At 46.6% G+C, this 16,261-nt stretch carries 10 protein-coding genes and 2 rRNA genes; all 12 read right to left on the bottom strand.

Annotated elements, in window-relative coordinates; translation table 11 throughout:
* Window positions 1–41: 41 nt before the first annotated feature.
* The 12 genes from ACYQ0Y_RS08855 to ACYQ0Y_RS08800 all read right to left on the bottom strand — a co-directional run bounded on the left by ACYQ0Y_RS08855 (window position 42) and on the right by ACYQ0Y_RS08800 (window position 16,235).
* A 23S ribosomal RNA gene (locus ACYQ0Y_RS08855) occupies window positions 42–2,960 on the bottom strand.
* Between the two features lie 215 nt (window positions 2,961–3,175).
* Window positions 3,176–4,750: ribosomal RNA gene (locus ACYQ0Y_RS08850) — 16S ribosomal RNA — on the bottom strand.
* The 16S and 23S rRNA genes sit together here, the layout of an rRNA operon.
* A 495-nt stretch (window positions 4,751–5,245) precedes the next feature.
* Entirely contained in the window at window positions 5,246–6,736 is a 1,491-nt protein-coding gene (gene lysS / locus ACYQ0Y_RS08845) for a lysine--tRNA ligase (protein ID WP_407883465.1), read from the bottom strand.
* A gap of 73 nt (window positions 6,737–6,809) precedes the next feature.
* Complete coding sequence (gene dusB / locus ACYQ0Y_RS08840) at window positions 6,810–7,826, bottom strand: tRNA dihydrouridine synthase DusB (protein ID WP_407883422.1); 1,017 nt, start codon at window positions 7,824–7,826, stop codon at window positions 6,810–6,812.
* Between the two features lie 17 nt (window positions 7,827–7,843).
* A complete protein-coding gene (gene hslO / locus ACYQ0Y_RS08835; protein ID WP_407883420.1) occupies window positions 7,844–8,728 on the bottom strand; it encodes an Hsp33 family molecular chaperone HslO in 885 nt (294 codons plus the stop codon).
* Between the two features lie 177 nt (window positions 8,729–8,905).
* A complete protein-coding gene (ftsH, locus tag ACYQ0Y_RS08830; protein WP_407883418.1) occupies window positions 8,906–11,047 on the bottom strand; it encodes an ATP-dependent zinc metalloprotease FtsH in 2,142 nt (713 codons plus the stop codon).
* Window positions 11,048–11,203: 156 nt separating this feature from the next.
* Complete coding sequence (hpt, locus tag ACYQ0Y_RS08825) at window positions 11,204–11,755, bottom strand: hypoxanthine phosphoribosyltransferase (protein ID WP_407883416.1); 552 nt, start codon at window positions 11,753–11,755, stop codon at window positions 11,204–11,206.
* A gap of 3 nt (window positions 11,756–11,758) precedes the next feature.
* On the bottom strand, window positions 11,759–13,108 hold the full coding sequence (gene tilS, locus ACYQ0Y_RS08820) for a tRNA lysidine(34) synthetase TilS (RefSeq protein WP_407883463.1): 1,350 nt from the start codon (window positions 13,106–13,108) through the stop codon (window positions 11,759–11,761).
* Window positions 13,109–13,203: 95 nt separating this feature from the next.
* Window positions 13,204–13,659, bottom strand: coding sequence for a S1 domain-containing RNA-binding protein (locus ACYQ0Y_RS08815; RefSeq protein ID WP_407883415.1), 456 nt, complete (start codon window positions 13,657–13,659; stop codon window positions 13,204–13,206).
* A gap of 114 nt (window positions 13,660–13,773) precedes the next feature.
* Complete coding sequence (locus ACYQ0Y_RS08810; RefSeq protein WP_407883413.1) at window positions 13,774–14,157, bottom strand: FtsB family cell division protein; 384 nt, start codon at window positions 14,155–14,157, stop codon at window positions 13,774–13,776.
* Window positions 14,158–14,319: 162 nt separating this feature from the next.
* On the bottom strand, window positions 14,320–14,595 hold the full coding sequence (locus tag ACYQ0Y_RS08805; protein ID WP_407883411.1) for an RNA-binding S4 domain-containing protein: 276 nt from the start codon (window positions 14,593–14,595) through the stop codon (window positions 14,320–14,322).
* A gap of 23 nt (window positions 14,596–14,618) precedes the next feature.
* On the bottom strand, window positions 14,619–16,235 hold the full coding sequence (locus ACYQ0Y_RS08800; protein WP_407883409.1) for a putative polysaccharide biosynthesis protein: 1,617 nt from the start codon (window positions 16,233–16,235) through the stop codon (window positions 14,619–14,621).
* Window positions 16,236–16,261 lie beyond the last annotated feature (26 nt).

Here is a 16,261-nt window from a genome sequence, read left to right as displayed (position 1 = left end):
ACTGAATCTGATTCTTTTTATCTTAACCGGACCACCACTTCGTGGTTAAGTCCTCGACCGATTAGTACTAGTCCGCTCCATGTGTCGCCACACTTCCACTTCTAGCCTATCTACCTCATCATCTCTGAGGGGTCTTACTTCCATATAGGAATGGGAAATCTCATCTCGAGGCGAGTTTCACACTTAGATGCTTTCAGCGTTTATCTCATCCATACATAGCTACCCAGCGATGCGCCTGGCGGCACAACTGGTACACCAGCGGTATGTCCATCCCGGTCCTCTCGTACTAAGGACAGCTCCTCTCAAATTTCCTGCGCCCGCGACGGATAGGGACCGAACTGTCTCACGACGTTCTGAACCCAGCTCGCGTACCGCTTTAATGGGCGAACAGCCCAACCCTTGGGACCGACTACAGCCCCAGGATGCGATGAGCCGACATCGAGGTGCCAAACCTCCCCGTCGATGTGGACTCTTGGGGGAGATGAGCCTGTTATCCCCAGGGTAGCTTTTATCCGTTGAGCGATGGCCCTTCCATACGGTACCACCGGATCACTAAGCCCGACTTTCGTCCCTGCTCGACCTGTCTGTCTCACAGTCAAGCTCCCTTGTGCCTTTACACTCTACAAATGATTTCCAACCATTTTGAGGGAACCTTTGGGCGCCTCCGTTACCTTTTAGGAGGCGACCGCCCCAGTCAAACTGCCTACCTGACACTGTCTCCCGCCACGCTAAGTGGCGCGGGTTAGAGTGGCCGTATAACAAGGGTAGTATCCCACCAACGCCTCCTTCGAGACTAGCGTCCCGAGCTCTACGGCTCCTACCTATCCTGTACAAGTTATACAGACACCCAATATCAAGCTACAGTAAAGCTCCATGGGGTCTTTCCGTCCTGTCGCGGGTAACCCGCATCTTCACGGGTAATATAATTTCACCGAGTCTCTCGTTGAGACAGTGCCCAGATCGTTACGCCTTTCATGCGGGTCGGAACTTACCCGACAAGGAATTTCGCTACCTTAGGACCGTTATAGTTACGGCCGCCGTTCACTGGGGCTTCAATTCTGAGCTTCGCTTACGCTAACCCATCCTTTTAACCTTCCAGCACTGGGCAGGCGTCAGCCCCTATACGTCATCTTACGATTTTGCAGAAACCTGTGTTTTTGATAAACAGTCGCCTGGGCCTTTTCACTGCGGCTGCACGTTAGTGCAGCACCCCTTATTCCGAAGTTACGGGGTCATTTTGCCGAGTTCCTTAACGAGAGTTCGCTCGCTCACCTGAGGATACTCTCCTCGACTACCTGTGTCGGTTTGCGGTACGGGTAATTAAACGCTCACTAGAAGCTTTTCTCGGCAGCGTGACATCAACGACTTCCCTACTAAATTCGGTCCTCATCACAGCTTGGTGTTAAGCCCATAAGCATTTAACTCATGAACCACCTTGCTGCTTGACCAGACATTTCCATCCGTCTGGATCGTTTAGCCTTCTGCGTCCCTCCATTGTTCAAACACGTTTAACTAGTACAGGAATCTCAACCTGTTAGCCATCGACTACGCCTCTCGGCCTCGCCTTAGGTCCCGACTAACCCTGGGTGGACGAGCCTTCCCCAGGAAACCTTAGTCATTCGGTGGATCAGATTCTCACTGATCTTTCGCTACTCATACCGGCATTCTCACTTCTATGCGCTCCACCAGTCCTCACGGTCTGACTTCTCCGCCCATAGAACGCTCTCCTATCGCGCCACTTACGTGGCACCCACAGTTTCGGTAATGTGCTTAGCCCCGGTACATTTTCGGCGCAGAATCACTCGACTAGTGAGCTATTACGCACTCTTTAAATGGTGGCTGCTTCTGAGCCAACATCCTAGTTGTCTGTGCAACTCCACATCCTTTTCCACTTAGCACATATTTTGGGACCTTAACTGGTGATCTGGGCTGTTCCCCTTTCGACGGTGGATCTTATCACTCATCGTCTGACTCCCGGATAACACATCAATGGCATTCGGAGTTTATCTGAATTCAGTAACCCATGACGGGCCCCTAGTTCAAACAGTGCTCTACCTCCATGATGCTCTAATCCGAGGCTAGCCCTAAAGCTATTTCGGAGAGAACCAGCTATCTCCAAGTTCGTTTGGAATTTCACCGCTACCCACACGTCATCCCAGCCTTTTTCAACAGACACGGGTTCGGTCCTCCGGTGCGTATTACCGCACTTTCAACCTGCACATGGGTAGGTCACCTGGTTTCGGGTCTACTTCAACATACTCAATCGCCCATTTCAGACTCGCTTTCGCTACGGCTCCGGTCTTTCCACCTTAACCTTGCATGCTAACGTAACTCGCCGGTTCATTCTACAAAAGGCACGCTATCACCCATTAACGGGCTCTAACTACTTGTAGGCACACGGTTTCAGGAACTATTTCACTCCCCTTCCGGGGTGCTTTTCACCTTTCCCTCACGGTACTGGTTCACTATCGGTCACTAGGGAGTATTTAGCCTTACGGGATGGTCCCCGCAAATTCCGACGGAATTTCACGTGCTCCGCCGTACTCAGGATCCTGAACTGAGGGACTTTGATTTCGTCTACGTGGCTCTCACACCCTATGGCGACGCTTCCCAACGTCTTCGACTATCAAGGTCCTTGGTAACTCAAATGTTCAGTCCTACAACCCCAAACTGCAAGCAGTCTGGTTTGGGCTCTTCCCCGTTCGCTCGCCGCTACTTAGGGAATCGATTTTTCTTTCTCTTCCTGTTGCTAATGAGATGTTTCAGTTCACAACGTCTACCTTCAACTAGAGTATGTATTCCCCTAGTGATAACCAGCGGTTAAACTGGCTGGGTTCCCCCATTCGGAAATCTCCGGATCAAAGCTTACTTACAGCTCCCCGAAGCATATCGGTGTTAGTCCCGTCCTTCATCGGCTCCTAGTGCCAAGGCATCCACCGTGCGCCCTTGTTAACTTAACCTAACAGTTCTAAAGAACTGCGGTTGTGAGTTTAGCGAATAACAATTACTTGTTAAAAAACTCAAAAAACGCGGTGTTCTCGGTTTTTAATAAAAAGAATCAAGATTCAGTTTTCAATGTGCAATCCTAGCATCATTTAAGATGCATTTGAGGGTAAATCCCTCAAAACTGAACAACGTTTCCACTAATGTGTAAGGTTCCGATTTGTTTCCTTAGAAAGGAGGTGATCCAGCCGCAGGTTCTCCTACGGCTACCTTGTTACGACTTCACCCTAATCATCTGTCCCACCTTAGGCGGCTGGCTCCTAAAAGGTTACCCCACCGACTTTGGGTGTTACAAACTCTCATGGTGTGACGGGCGGTGTGTACAAGACCCGGGAACGTATTCACCGCGGCATGCTGATCCGCGATTACTAGCGATTCCGACTTCGTGTAGGCGAGTTGCAGCCTACAGTCCGAACTGAGAATGGCTTTAAGAGATTTGCTTGGCCTCGCGACTTCGCTGCTCGTTGTACCATCCATTGTAGCACGTGTGTAGCCCAGGACATAAGGGGCATGATGATTTGACGTCGTCCCCACCTTCCTCCGGTTTGTCACCGGCAGTCTCATTAGAGTGCCCAACTTAATGCTGGCAACTAATCATAAGGGTTGCGCTCGTTGCGGGACTTAACCCAACATCTCACGACACGAGCTGACGACAACCATGCACCACCTGTCTTTCCGTCCCCGAAGGGAACGTCTTATCTCTAAGATTAGCAGAAGATGTCAAGCCCTGGTAAGGTTCTTCGCGTAGCTTCGAATTAAACCACATGCTCCACCGCTTGTGCGGGTCCCCGTCAATTCCTTTGAGTTTCAACCTTGCGGTCGTACTCCCCAGGCGGAATGCTTATTGCGTTAGCTGCGGCACTAAGGGGCGGAAACCCCCTAACACCTAGCATTCATCGTTTACGGCATGGACTACCAGGGTATCTAATCCTGTTTGCTACCCATGCTTTCGAGCCTCAGCGTCAGTTACAGACCAGGTAGCCGCCTTCGCCACTGGTGTTCTTCCATATATCTACGCATTCCACCGCTACACATGGAGTTCCACTACCCTCTTCTGCACTCAAGTTGCCCAGTTTCCGATGCCCTTCTCCGGTTAAGCCGAAGGCTTTCACATCAGACTTAAGTAACCGCCTGCACTCCCTTTACGCCCAATAAATCCGGATAACGCTTGCCACCTACGTATTACCGCGGCTGCTGGCACGTAGTTAGCCGTGGCTTTCTGGTTAAATACCGTCACAATCTGAACAGTTACTCTCAGATTCGTTCTTCTTTAACAACAGAGTTTTACGAGCCGAAACCCTTCTTCACTCACGCGGCGTTGCTCCATCAGGCTTTCGCCCATTGTGGAAGATTCCCTACTGCTGCCTCCCGTAGGAGTCTGGGCCGTGTCTCAGTCCCAATGTGGCCGATCAGCCTCTCAGCTCGGCTATGCATCATCGCCTTGGTAAGCCGTTACCTTACCAACTAGCTAATGCACCGCGGGTCCATCCTGAAGTGATAGCCGAAACCATCTTTCAAGCGAAAACCATGTGGTTTTCGTTGTTATGCGGTATTAGCATCTGTTTCCAAATGTTATCCCCCACTTCAGGGCAGGTTACCCACGTGTTACTCACCCGTTCGCCACTCGCTTCATTGTTCTTTCAATCTAGTGCAAGCACCGTCAATCTAGAACCAAAGCGCGTTCGACTTGCATGTATTAGGCACGCCGCCAGCGTTCATCCTGAGCCAGGATCAAACTCTCAAATTAATGAGTTATTTGAAATAGCTCTTGTTTTTGTTACTTGGTTATAAAGTGAATTGACTTCACAATTTGTATTGCTTTGAACCGAAGTTCAAAGACCCTACACATTTGATTCGTCGAAACGTTGTTCAGTTTTCAAAGATCTACCTGTCTGCTACCAAATTGGTCTGTATCAGACAACTTAATTAGAATACCAGTTCCTCACTACTCTGTCAACAACTTTCAATAAATTATTTTCAAGATGTTTTGAATTGGTATATTTGCCGCTAGGAAGGAAAAATGTTTATTTCCTTTTTGACGACGTTTATTAGAATACCAGTCCTGAATCCACGGGTCAATCATTTTGTTACAATATCATTTGTTTTTAATGTTTTCCATTAATGCCAGCCAATTCCTTATTGTTTCCCGTATAACTGTACCCGTTTTTTCCATAATGGATATTGCTAAAAGCAGCGGAAACGCAAAAAAAGACACGCCTCAACGTGTCTTTAAGATGCTGCATTAATCTTCTTGGTCGAGATTATCTTCTGCGCGCATCGTTGGGAATAATAAGACGTCGCGAATCGACGGGGCATCAGTCAATAGCATGACTAGTCGATCAACACCGATTCCTAAGCCGCCAGTTGGAGGCATACCGTATTCCAACGCTTCAACAAAATCTTCATCAATCAATTGAGCTTCATCATCACCGGCATCGTGTTCCTTCGCTTGGGCTTCAAAACGCTCACGCTGATCAATCGGATCATTTAGTTCTGTAAAGGCATTGGCGAATTCATTGCCCATAATATAAAGTTCGAACCGGTCTGTGAAACGCGGATCATCTGGATTCTTTTTAGCCAGTGGTGAAATTTCAACCGGATGACCATAGATAAATGTAGGCTGAACCAGCGTATCTTGAACCTTATCTTCAAAGAACTGATTAATAATATGACCCACTGTCCAAAACGGTTCATAATGAATGCCGTTTTCTGTTGCTAATTGTTGTGCCTGTTCAAGATCCATTGGCTGCCAAAAATCAATACCTGTTTCAGCCTTGATGGCATCAACCATGTGAACCCGTTTGAACGGTTTGGCAAGATCAATCGTCGTGCCTTGATAGCTCACAATGGCATCTGTAGTCACTGCTTTAGCAGCGGCCTTAAAGATTCCCTCAGTTTCATCCATCACATCGTGGAAATCCCAGTAGGCAACATAAGACTCTAACATCGTAAACTCAGGATTATGTTTGGTATCAATGCCTTCGTTGCGGAATACACGGCCAATTTCATAAACCCGTTCCATCCCACCAACAATCAAACGTTTTAAATGGAGTTCTAAGGCGATTCGTAAGTAAAGTTCAATATTTAACGCATTATGATGAGTGATAAACGGCCGTGCCGCCGCCCCACCAGCAATGTTATGCAATACCGGCGTTTCAACTTCTTGGAAATCCAAACCATCTAGGTAATGACGAATAGCCGAAATGATTTTTGTACGCTTCTTGAATCGATCAAAACTATCATCATTAGCGATCAAGTCAAGGTAACGTTGCCGATAAATTTGTTCTTGATTCGTTAAACCATGAAATTTATCAGGGAGTGGCCGCAACGCTTTACTTAAGAAAGTTAATGCTTGCGCACGTACAGTTAACTCGCCCATATCGGTCTTAATGACATCACCTTTAATGCCAATAAAGTCACCGATATCCGCCCGTTTAAATACGTGGTACATCTCTTCACCAATGACATCTTTGCGAACATAAATTTGAATGCGCCCGCTACGATCCTTTAAATCGGCAAAGCCAACTTTCCCCTTACCACGTTTGGAGACCATCCGTCCAGCAATTGTTACAATATGGTCTTCATTGGCCAAAGTTTCCTTGTCTTCGTCACCAAACTGCTCATGCAATTGCGCAGCCAAATGTGTCCGGTCAAATCGATGGCCAAAGGGTTCAATCCCTTGATCGCGCAATTCTTGCAATTTTTCGCGGCGCACGCGCATTTGATCATTCATTTCTGTATCTTGTTTTGCCACATTAATCCCTCACTTCTGTCAAATTAACACTGCCACCATTTTACACTAAAAGTTAGCCTTGCCGAACACTTTCCGAAGTTTCCCGTGCTTGGCGGGCAGCTAATTGCGTCATGAACCGATCAAATAGTTCAATCATTTCAGCTGATGTTTCTGCGTTATTCAAGGCGACTTTTGTCCGCGCAGAGTGAGCTATTCCTTTCAAGTAGTAGCCGGCCTGGCCCCGAAACTCACGTGAACCAACGTGATCACCTTTTAAATCCACTAACCGCTGCAAATGTTCCTTAGCGATGGCAATCTTTTTATCTGCAGTTGGCTCTGGCAACAACTCCCCTGTTGACAAGTAATGCGCCATCTGGCCCAATACCCATGGGTTACCTTCTGCGGCACGACCCACCATTGCGGCATCCGCACCAACTTCTTCAATCATTTTCTTGGCGTCTGCCGGTGTTTGTATATCACCGTTTCCCATAAATGGAATATGAATCTGCTTAGCCACTTCATGCAAGATGTGCCAATCAGAGTGGCCCTCGTAAAATTGATGACGTGTTCGCCCATGCATGGCCAATGCGCAAGCACCGCCGCGTTCGGCCGCTAAAGCATTTTCCACTGCGTAAAGATGGTCGGGATCCCAGCCAGTACGCATCTTGACGGTCACTGGCTTCTTGACCGCATCTGTCACATAAGAAACCATTTCATAGACTTTATTGGGGTCTAACAACCACCGAGCACCGGCCTCCGTTTTAACCACCTTGTTAACAGGGCAGCCCATATTAATATCGATAATATCCGCCTCAGTTTGTTGATCTACATACTGGGCCGCTTGAACTAGGGTTTCTTTCGTCCCGCCGAAAATTTGAATACTCATTGGATGCTCAGCTTTCGAAACACTCATCATCGATAGCGTTTTTTTATTTTGATACATAATACCGCGGTCTGAGATCATTTCGCAGACAACCAAGCCGGCCCCAAATTCCTTACAGATAACGCGAAAAGCTTGATTAGTCACTCCAGCCATCGGTGCAACTACAATCTGGTTAGGAATCTCCACTGAACCAATTTGCCACTTCATCTTTGCACCTCCAAATTTTATGCCTGCTGTTCGGTAATAATTGCGGCCAAGTCTGCTTCACTGAACTTATACCGGTTGCCACAAAAACGGCAAACCGCTTCGGCACCATGATCCTCATCAATCATTGCTTGCAATTCATGAGCAGGCAAACTACTTAAATCGGTGGCAAAACGGGCCTTCGAACAATCACACTGAAAAGCCACGGGGACTTTTTCCAAAATATTTACCCGCGACTCACCAAACAAGTCAGTCAAGATGTCTTCTGGTGTCTTCCCATCGCGTAGCAATTGCGAAACTAACGGCATGTCTTTTAAAGATTGTTCCAGTTGACTAATCGCCTGATCGTCAGCCCCTGGCAAAACCTGGATCATAAAACCGCCAGCCACACCAATCGTATTGTCGTTTTCTACAAACACCGATACCCCAACTGCTGACGGGATTTGTTCCGACTGAGCCAAATAGTAAGTGAAATCATCCCCGATTTCCCCACTTACTAGACCGACCTGCCCCGTGTAGGGTTGATCCAAACCTAAATTTTTTGTAACCGATAAAAACCCATTGTGACCCACTGCGCCGCCAACATCGATGTGTCCAGCCTCATTAAGGGGCAGATGAACGTGTGGATCGATGATGTACCCCTTAACAATACCATTGGCATCTGCATCGACCACAATTCCTTTAGCTGGACCGTCGCCAGCTACTTTGACGGTCATTGTTTCTTGCCCTTTCAATAAAGAAGTACCGAGTAATAGTGATGCCGTTAACGTCCGTCCTAACGCTGCCGAAGACGCACTCCACGTATCGTGGCGCCGCTGCGCTTCCGCAACCACTCCTGTACTTCTCACGGCATAAGCGCGAAAATTACCGCCATCAATTATGCTTTTTACTAAATAATCGTTCATTTCAAACTCCCTCGTTAACTATCCATCACTCACTGATGGCGTAACCCAAAATTTCTGAAAGCAAGTATACCGCACTCCATAAAAAAAGTCAGTTACGCGTGAACTCAGGTTGGGATGGGGAGACAAAAAAGTATCTCGTCAAACTTGACGAGATACTTTCCGCGTAACCAACTTAAATTATTCGTTTGAATGTGAATCTGAATCTGATTGTGCCGATGATGTAGGTGCCTCACTAGCAGATTCTGGTTGACTCGTCGCCGATTGTGGTGCGCTTGTCGCTGTAGAATCACTGGTAGATGCACTGAGCGCATCATCATGTGCTGCAGCACGTTGCGCCTCACGCTGTTCGAGCGCACTCTTAGCTTGTTCAAAGGTTGCTGCTTGCGCATCAGCATTGGTTGGCTGAGCTTCTGGCATCTTACCCGTCTTAAACAAACTTAGAATCTGCTTCTCATCCAACGTTTCATATTTCAAAAGCGCTTCGGCAATCAATTTATGCTGTTCACGGTGACTCTGAATAATGTCACGGGCTTCTTGGTAACCCTCGCTCGTTAACCGACGAACTTCTTCATCAATCAACGCAGCGGTCTCTTGTGAATAAGGGGGTTGTTGGCCGTATTGAGCACCTAAGAACGGTTGCCCATCACTCTCTAACGTAACCATCCCCAGCTTATCACTCATCCCATACTGGGTAACCATTGCCCGAGCAATGCCGGTTGCTTGTTCAAAGTCATTAGATGCACCGGATGACTCAGAGTTAAAGATAATCGCTTCAGCAGCACGACCACCCATCAACCCGGCGATCTGCTCTTGTGCATCTTTTTTACTCATTAACATCTGGTCTTCACGTGGCAACATGATTGCGTAACCGCCTGCACGACCACGTGGGACAATCGTAACTTTGTGCACGACTCGCGCATCATTTAAGACCAAGCCCACAATCGTATGGCCAGCTTCATGGAATGCCACCGTTCGACGCTCTTGATCTGAGATAACCCGATCGTGCTTAGCTGGACCAGCGATGACGCGATCTTCGGCCTCATCTAAATCGGCTGCATCAATTTGCGTCTTACCGCGACGAGCGGCCAACAATGCAGCTTCATTCAATAGGTTTGCCAAGTCGGCACCTACAAAACCAGGCGTCTGTTTCGCAATTTCTTTTAAATCCACATTAGCAGCTAATGGCTTGCCCTTGGAATGTACTTTCAAAATTGCTTCACGGCCCTTAACGTCAGGACGACCCACTAAGATCTTGCGGTCAAAACGACCTGGCCGCAATAACGCAGGGTCCAACACATCAGACCGGTTCGTAGCGGCCATGACAATGACCCCTTCATTACCCGTAAACCCATCCATTTCAACTAACAACTGGTTCAACGTTTGCTCGCGTTCATCATGGCCGCCACCCATGCCAGTTCCCCGTTGACGACCAACTGCATCGATTTCGTCAATGAAGATAATCGAAGGAGCACTCTTTTTGGCTTGGTCAAATAAATCACGAACTCGGCTAGCCCCGACCCCAACAAACATTTCCACGAAGTCAGAACCAGACATGGAGAAGAACGGTACGCCAGCTTCACCGGCAACAGCCTTGGCCAGCAACGTTTTCCCTGTACCTGGCGGGCCCTCAAGTAAGACGCCGGCTGGAATGTGAGCACCTAATGTCGTAAATTTATGCGGATCTTTCAAGAACTCGACCACTTCGACTAGTTCTTGCTTTTCCTCTTCTTCACCGGCAACATCGCTGAACCGAATTGTATTACTCTTCGGATCAGCAGGCTTAGCTTTAGATTTCCCAAAGCTTGCCACACCACCACGGCCACCTGCACCGCCTTGACCAGCCTGCCCCATCATCATGTAGAAGAAGAAACCAATCAAGATGACAGGCAAAATTAAGCTAATTAAATTAATCCAAAAACCGCTGGATTCTTCCGGCTTAGTATCCATCTTGACATTATGTTTAGACGCCGCATCAGTCACCTGTTGGACGCTAGCATTATTCTCCAAAATAGAACTGGTAAAGTTCTTAGCAGTTGTCGTTTGACTACTACCAATCCCAAGGCCGGTACTACCAGAACCAGAAACTTTTTGTGCCTTTCGATACTCACCGGTGATTTTATAAACTCCACCAGCCGGTTGTACCTGAAAGTTTTTAACCTTGTTTTGCTTTAATTGACGGACAAATTCGCTGGAACGAATGTTCTGGGTTTGAGATCCGGAGTTATTGCCAAAAAAGAAATATAAAATTCCCATAAATGACAAGAAGATCACGATCCAAAACAAACTATTCCGAACCGGCCCATTTCGGCGTGTATTCATGCATTGCCTCCTGACGGCATAGACGTTATTCAGACCATGATCAATGGCCTGATCAGGGTTAATCCCTGTTGATGAAACATACTATATCACAATTGACCTATCTTGACCAAATAAAAATCACGCCTTTTTCGGTCAATTTTATTAGGCACAGATTTTTCACTCAGGACGGTCACCTTCATATACGGATGGTTTTAAAACACCCACATATGGCAAATTACGATAGAACTCTTTGTAATCAAGTCCATAACCAACCACGAATTCTTTCGGCAATTTGAAACCCACATAGTCGGCTTTAGCCGCGACCACTCGACCCTCAGGCTTATCAAGTAACGTACAGACCTTGATGTCCTTAGCCTGTCGCTGTTTCAACAGATCGATCAAGAATTGTAGGGTACGTCCAGTATCGATAATATCTTCCATAATAATGACATTACGTCCAGCTACATCAGCGCTAAGATCGTGGACCAATTGAATCTCGCCAGCTGAAGCAACGCCACCGTGATAACTGGAGACATCAATAAAGTCCACTTCGGCCATAATGTCCATCTCGCGCATCACATCAACCGTCCATAAGATCGCACCCTTAAGTACCGAAATTAAAATCGGCCGTTTGTCCTGATAATCCTCAGTGAGCTGCTGCCCCAGTCGGTGAGCTGCTTCCTTAATGTCTTCAACACTATAGAGCGTTCTTTCAATATCGTTATTCATTCGCTACTCCCCGTCTAGTTTTATCGACAATTCAATTAGTGCGCCATCGTTACCCACTGCTACTTTTCGACCAACTAGCCACAACGGACGACCAGTGTTGGTCGTTACGATGAGTTGTGCTTGACGTTGTTCAACAGGTACCTTTTGATCGATCAAAATTCGGCGCACTTGCTGATGATGCCCACCATGCAAGGTAAGCAGATCAGTTTTTTTTGCCAACCGTACGACCAATGGCCACTCAGATGCCTTAACGCGAACGTGAACGCTGTGACGCTGTGGTTGCATCGTCACAACTTGTTGAGCATCACAAGCATCTAGCCAGCCCCCATTGCTTAAGGGGTGTCGTTTGTTCAATGTTACCATAGTTTTATTTTCAAATTGAAGCGACAACTCAATTTTCTCAGGCGTTTGCGTTCGCCTTTGAAAGAAATAATTGTCATAGCGACGGACGAGTTGCCAATTTTTATCTAAGTTGAAATGGGTCTGTGGCGGACCACTAGTCAATCCACGAGCGGCATTTTGCCAAGCACCAGCGGCAATATTAATTGGTCCTTGTTGACGTAAAAAATCTTGTTTCAGTAAAAAGCTTGTTGGTAACTCATGCTGGACAACTTTAGTCACCTGGCCGCCAATTTCCGCCAAAATTGTTTGGGCCTGACCGCGCAGATAAAACGTCACTTGCTGCTGATCCACAATCGACTGACTAAAGTCTGCGACAAATCGGGGATTTTCTTGCTTGATGAGTGGAATGAGCTGTTGGCGAACTCGGTTACGGGTCGCCGTCAGCTCTTGATTTGTTGTATCTTCAAAACTCATAATCTGCTGGCGTCTCACAAAATCCCGCAGCATCGTCTTAGATACACCTAGCAAGGGACGAATTAAATGCCCATTCGCAAAAGGGCGTCGCCACTCAATCGCTAAATTACTCGTGAACGATCGGCCTTCGATCATCGCCATGAGCGCCGTTTCGACTTGCTCATCTTGTTGATGTGCCGTCGCCAACACATTGGCTTGATACTGGGTCATGACCGTTCGGAAAAAATTATAGCGCACCTGACGCGCAGCTGCCTCTAAGCCGGACTTAGGATGTTCGCGTTGTGGCCAATGCTTGACAACTAATTTAATATCGCTGCTAGCTAAATACTGACGGAGGTAATTTTCTTCCTGGTCACTTTGGGCCCGTAACTGATGATTGACGTGTGCCACCACCAACCGTGGTCGCTGTGCTTTTGGTAGCTGTCTAAATAATGTCAATAAGGCCATCGAATCAACGCCAGTGGACACTGCTAATACAATCGTATCTTCTGGCTGCCACAGATGATGTGTCCGATTAGCTTGCAAAAACAACCGCATCACTTTGTCGATATCGTTTTCCTCCTTAAGCCTGCCTTTAGAAAAAAAGCATCACGGTTTTAAAAACCGCAACGCTTCAATACACTGCTATTGACCTAGCTACGTCGCCCACCGCGGCCGCCTCGCTTACCTTCAGTGTTGTGCTTTAAAGTTGCCAAGCGCTGCTCGCTATCCTTTAAAAAGCTCGCCATCATTCCATCAAAGCTGCTGTCAATCGGTTGTGACTTACGCCCGCGACTGCTATGTACGTTGGCGTTATTTACTCGCTTAGGTGCTGAGGTATGTGGACGGTCATGGTGCGACTCAGTATTAGACGATTGTGTCTCGAGTGCTTTCATGGACAAGGCAATCTTCCCCTTGTCCACGGATATGACCTTGACGCTAACCTCGTCACCAACACTCAAGACATCGTGAATATCTTTGACATAATTATTTGAGACCTGACTAATGTGAACGAGTCCACTTTGATGATCGCCTAAATCGACAAATGCACCAAAATTAGTAATTCCCGTCACTTTCCCTGTCACCTTACTACCAACTTCCACTGCCATAGAAAAAATAGCCCTCCTGAGCACCTAAACCTACCGGTAAAATTAAAATTATTTTAACATAAAACAGTCGCAGATAGTCACTGCGGCTGTTGGTTTGCCCGTTTTCAGTTAATTTTATTTCGAATTACTTGGTAGGTTGTAGACAATCTCACCATTCTTCGAATATAAGTATTTCGACCGAATCAATTGCGTTAAATAGTCATCATTATGCAGCTGTTTCACCTTTTGGTTCAGTTGACCATGTTCAGCTTTTGCGGTACTCAATTGCTTTTGAGCAACCTCAGTTTGCTGATTAATTTGATGAAGACTAGCTAAATTTTTTCCGTAGGCCCATACACATAAGACTAGTGCGACGGCAAAACCAATTAAAATTCGAACAGCTCGACCACGACGTTGTTTACTCAAAGCCAGCTTTTGGGCATGATGAGCCACTTCACTAGCGCGTAAACGCTGTACATAATCGTTATTCAACTGATGAACCGTCTGTTTATCTTGCATGTCATGCCCCACCATTAATGGTCAACTTCGATTGTATTCAATCAACTTATTAACTAGAGTATAACAACGGCTAAAATAGATGTAAATGACAAAACCATTACACCTCAACGTTTTAGGGCATTTTTAGGGGAACGTACTTTCGTCATGCAATTAAAATTGTAATTATAATTCAGCGTTAAAATCTCGAGCATACGCTTCATTGATGACTTTATACATCTTATCAGCATCATCTTTTTTAACAATTTCCATCAGATTTAAAACTTGAATGGTCAGTGTTTTATTACCAAATGAAATGACTAATTTATCATTCACATTGACATTACTGGATGACTTCGCTTTATTTCCATTAATCGTAATTCGGCCTTGGTCAGCAATTTCCTTTGCCACCGTGCGCCGTTTAATCACTCGTGATAATTTCAAAAACTTATCTAATCGCATCTTTCACCTCGTCAAATTCTGACTTAATTTCGCTTTGTTAGTTTTAACAATCGCCTTCCACCCGGCAAGGTTAACCACTCTCGCATCGAAAACAATTGTCCCCATAACGCTAATCCAACAAAGACGCTCATCCCAATAACCACACAAATCGCAACCATCAAGATAGCTGACCCACGCGTTAGTGGCAGCCACAACTGGAATAACCAACTAGCTAAACCAGCTAGTCCTCCCATTGTACCAACGGTTCCTACCAATTTGCGGACAAAACTACCATGAGTCAAGGCTGTTCTCATCGATGTTGGACTACCCAACCATAATATTAGCATCATTGCCGCCAAACTAATCACCGTCAGCCAACTAGCGCCATTAATTCCCCACACGTAAACGGCCCAATAGTTAAAACAGCCTTTAACAATGAGCCCAGCAGTTAACGCAATTAGCGATAGTCGATACTGATTCATGCTCTGCAAAATACTATTATACGTACTGATTAAGCTAGCGAAAATGATACTGAGACAATAAATTGCTAAAGCCAAGCTACCAGTCTCACTGCCAAAGAGAACTAAATTTATGAGTGGCATGAGCACGACTAATCCAATTGTGGCGGCAGCTGATAGGGCAAGACTAATATGAATCAACATGGTTAGTGTCATTTGAATTGCCTGTTGACGCTGTTGACGCCAGGCAACGCTTAACGCTGGTAATAAAGTTGCCGAAAAACTGGTTGCGACAACTAGACCTAACTGTATTAGCGGTTGAGCTCGATCATAAACGCCTTTGAGCGATTTAGCAGCTGGGTCAGTAAGCCCACTAGCAACTAAACCACGCTTCACCGTAAATGAATCAACGAGTTGCAATAGGATAACAACCGCCGCAAATAAACAGATGGTACCACCTTCTTGCCACAAACGCCCCATCAAAGTTCGCCAATGATCGTTTGTAGCTACTGGTTTTGTTGCTGGTAACGGCCTGAATAGACTTCGATAAGTTTGTCCAAAGACGATTAAGGCGGCAACAGCTCCGAATAACGCCCCGCTCATGGCCCAAGCGCCCATCCGATACACATTCCAATGCTGGTGCGCAGCTAACCAGGCGACAACAATAATGACCATCACCCGCACGACCTGTTCCAATACTTGTGAAATCGCAGTGGGCCGCATATTAAACTGACCTTGCGCCAAACCGCGGCCAACAGCTAAGAATGGCAAAAATAACGCCATGCCAGCAACTACCTGAATCAGTGGTGTTAAACCAGTGTCACCCATCGCCGCTGCAATGCCATGACTCCCCACAAACAAACCGATGAACAAGCATAAGCCAAAGCCAGCTAAAATAACAAAGATTCGGCGAGCAACTAACCGTTGGCGCCATGGATCTGTCACCTCAGCGATTAATTTTGAAATAAATACTGGCAGGCCACTCAAGGCGAAGGTCATTGCAATCCCATACAATGGATAGACTTGCTGATAAACGTAGAAACCCGTATTCCCGACTAAATTTTGCAGCGGAATCCGGTACACGGCACTAAGAACCTTAGCAATAAGCGCCGCTAACGACAATAACAAAGCCCCATTGACTAACCCCCGACGAGCTGTTTGGGTAGGCTTATCCGTTGCTTTGGCTTGTGGATGTATCTTCATGCGGACTCCTTTACTCCAAGATTCTG

This window comes from Furfurilactobacillus curtus (assembly GCF_054657915.1).
Note: the sequence above shows the minus strand (reverse complement) of the source record. Positions and strands in the feature narration are given on the sequence as shown.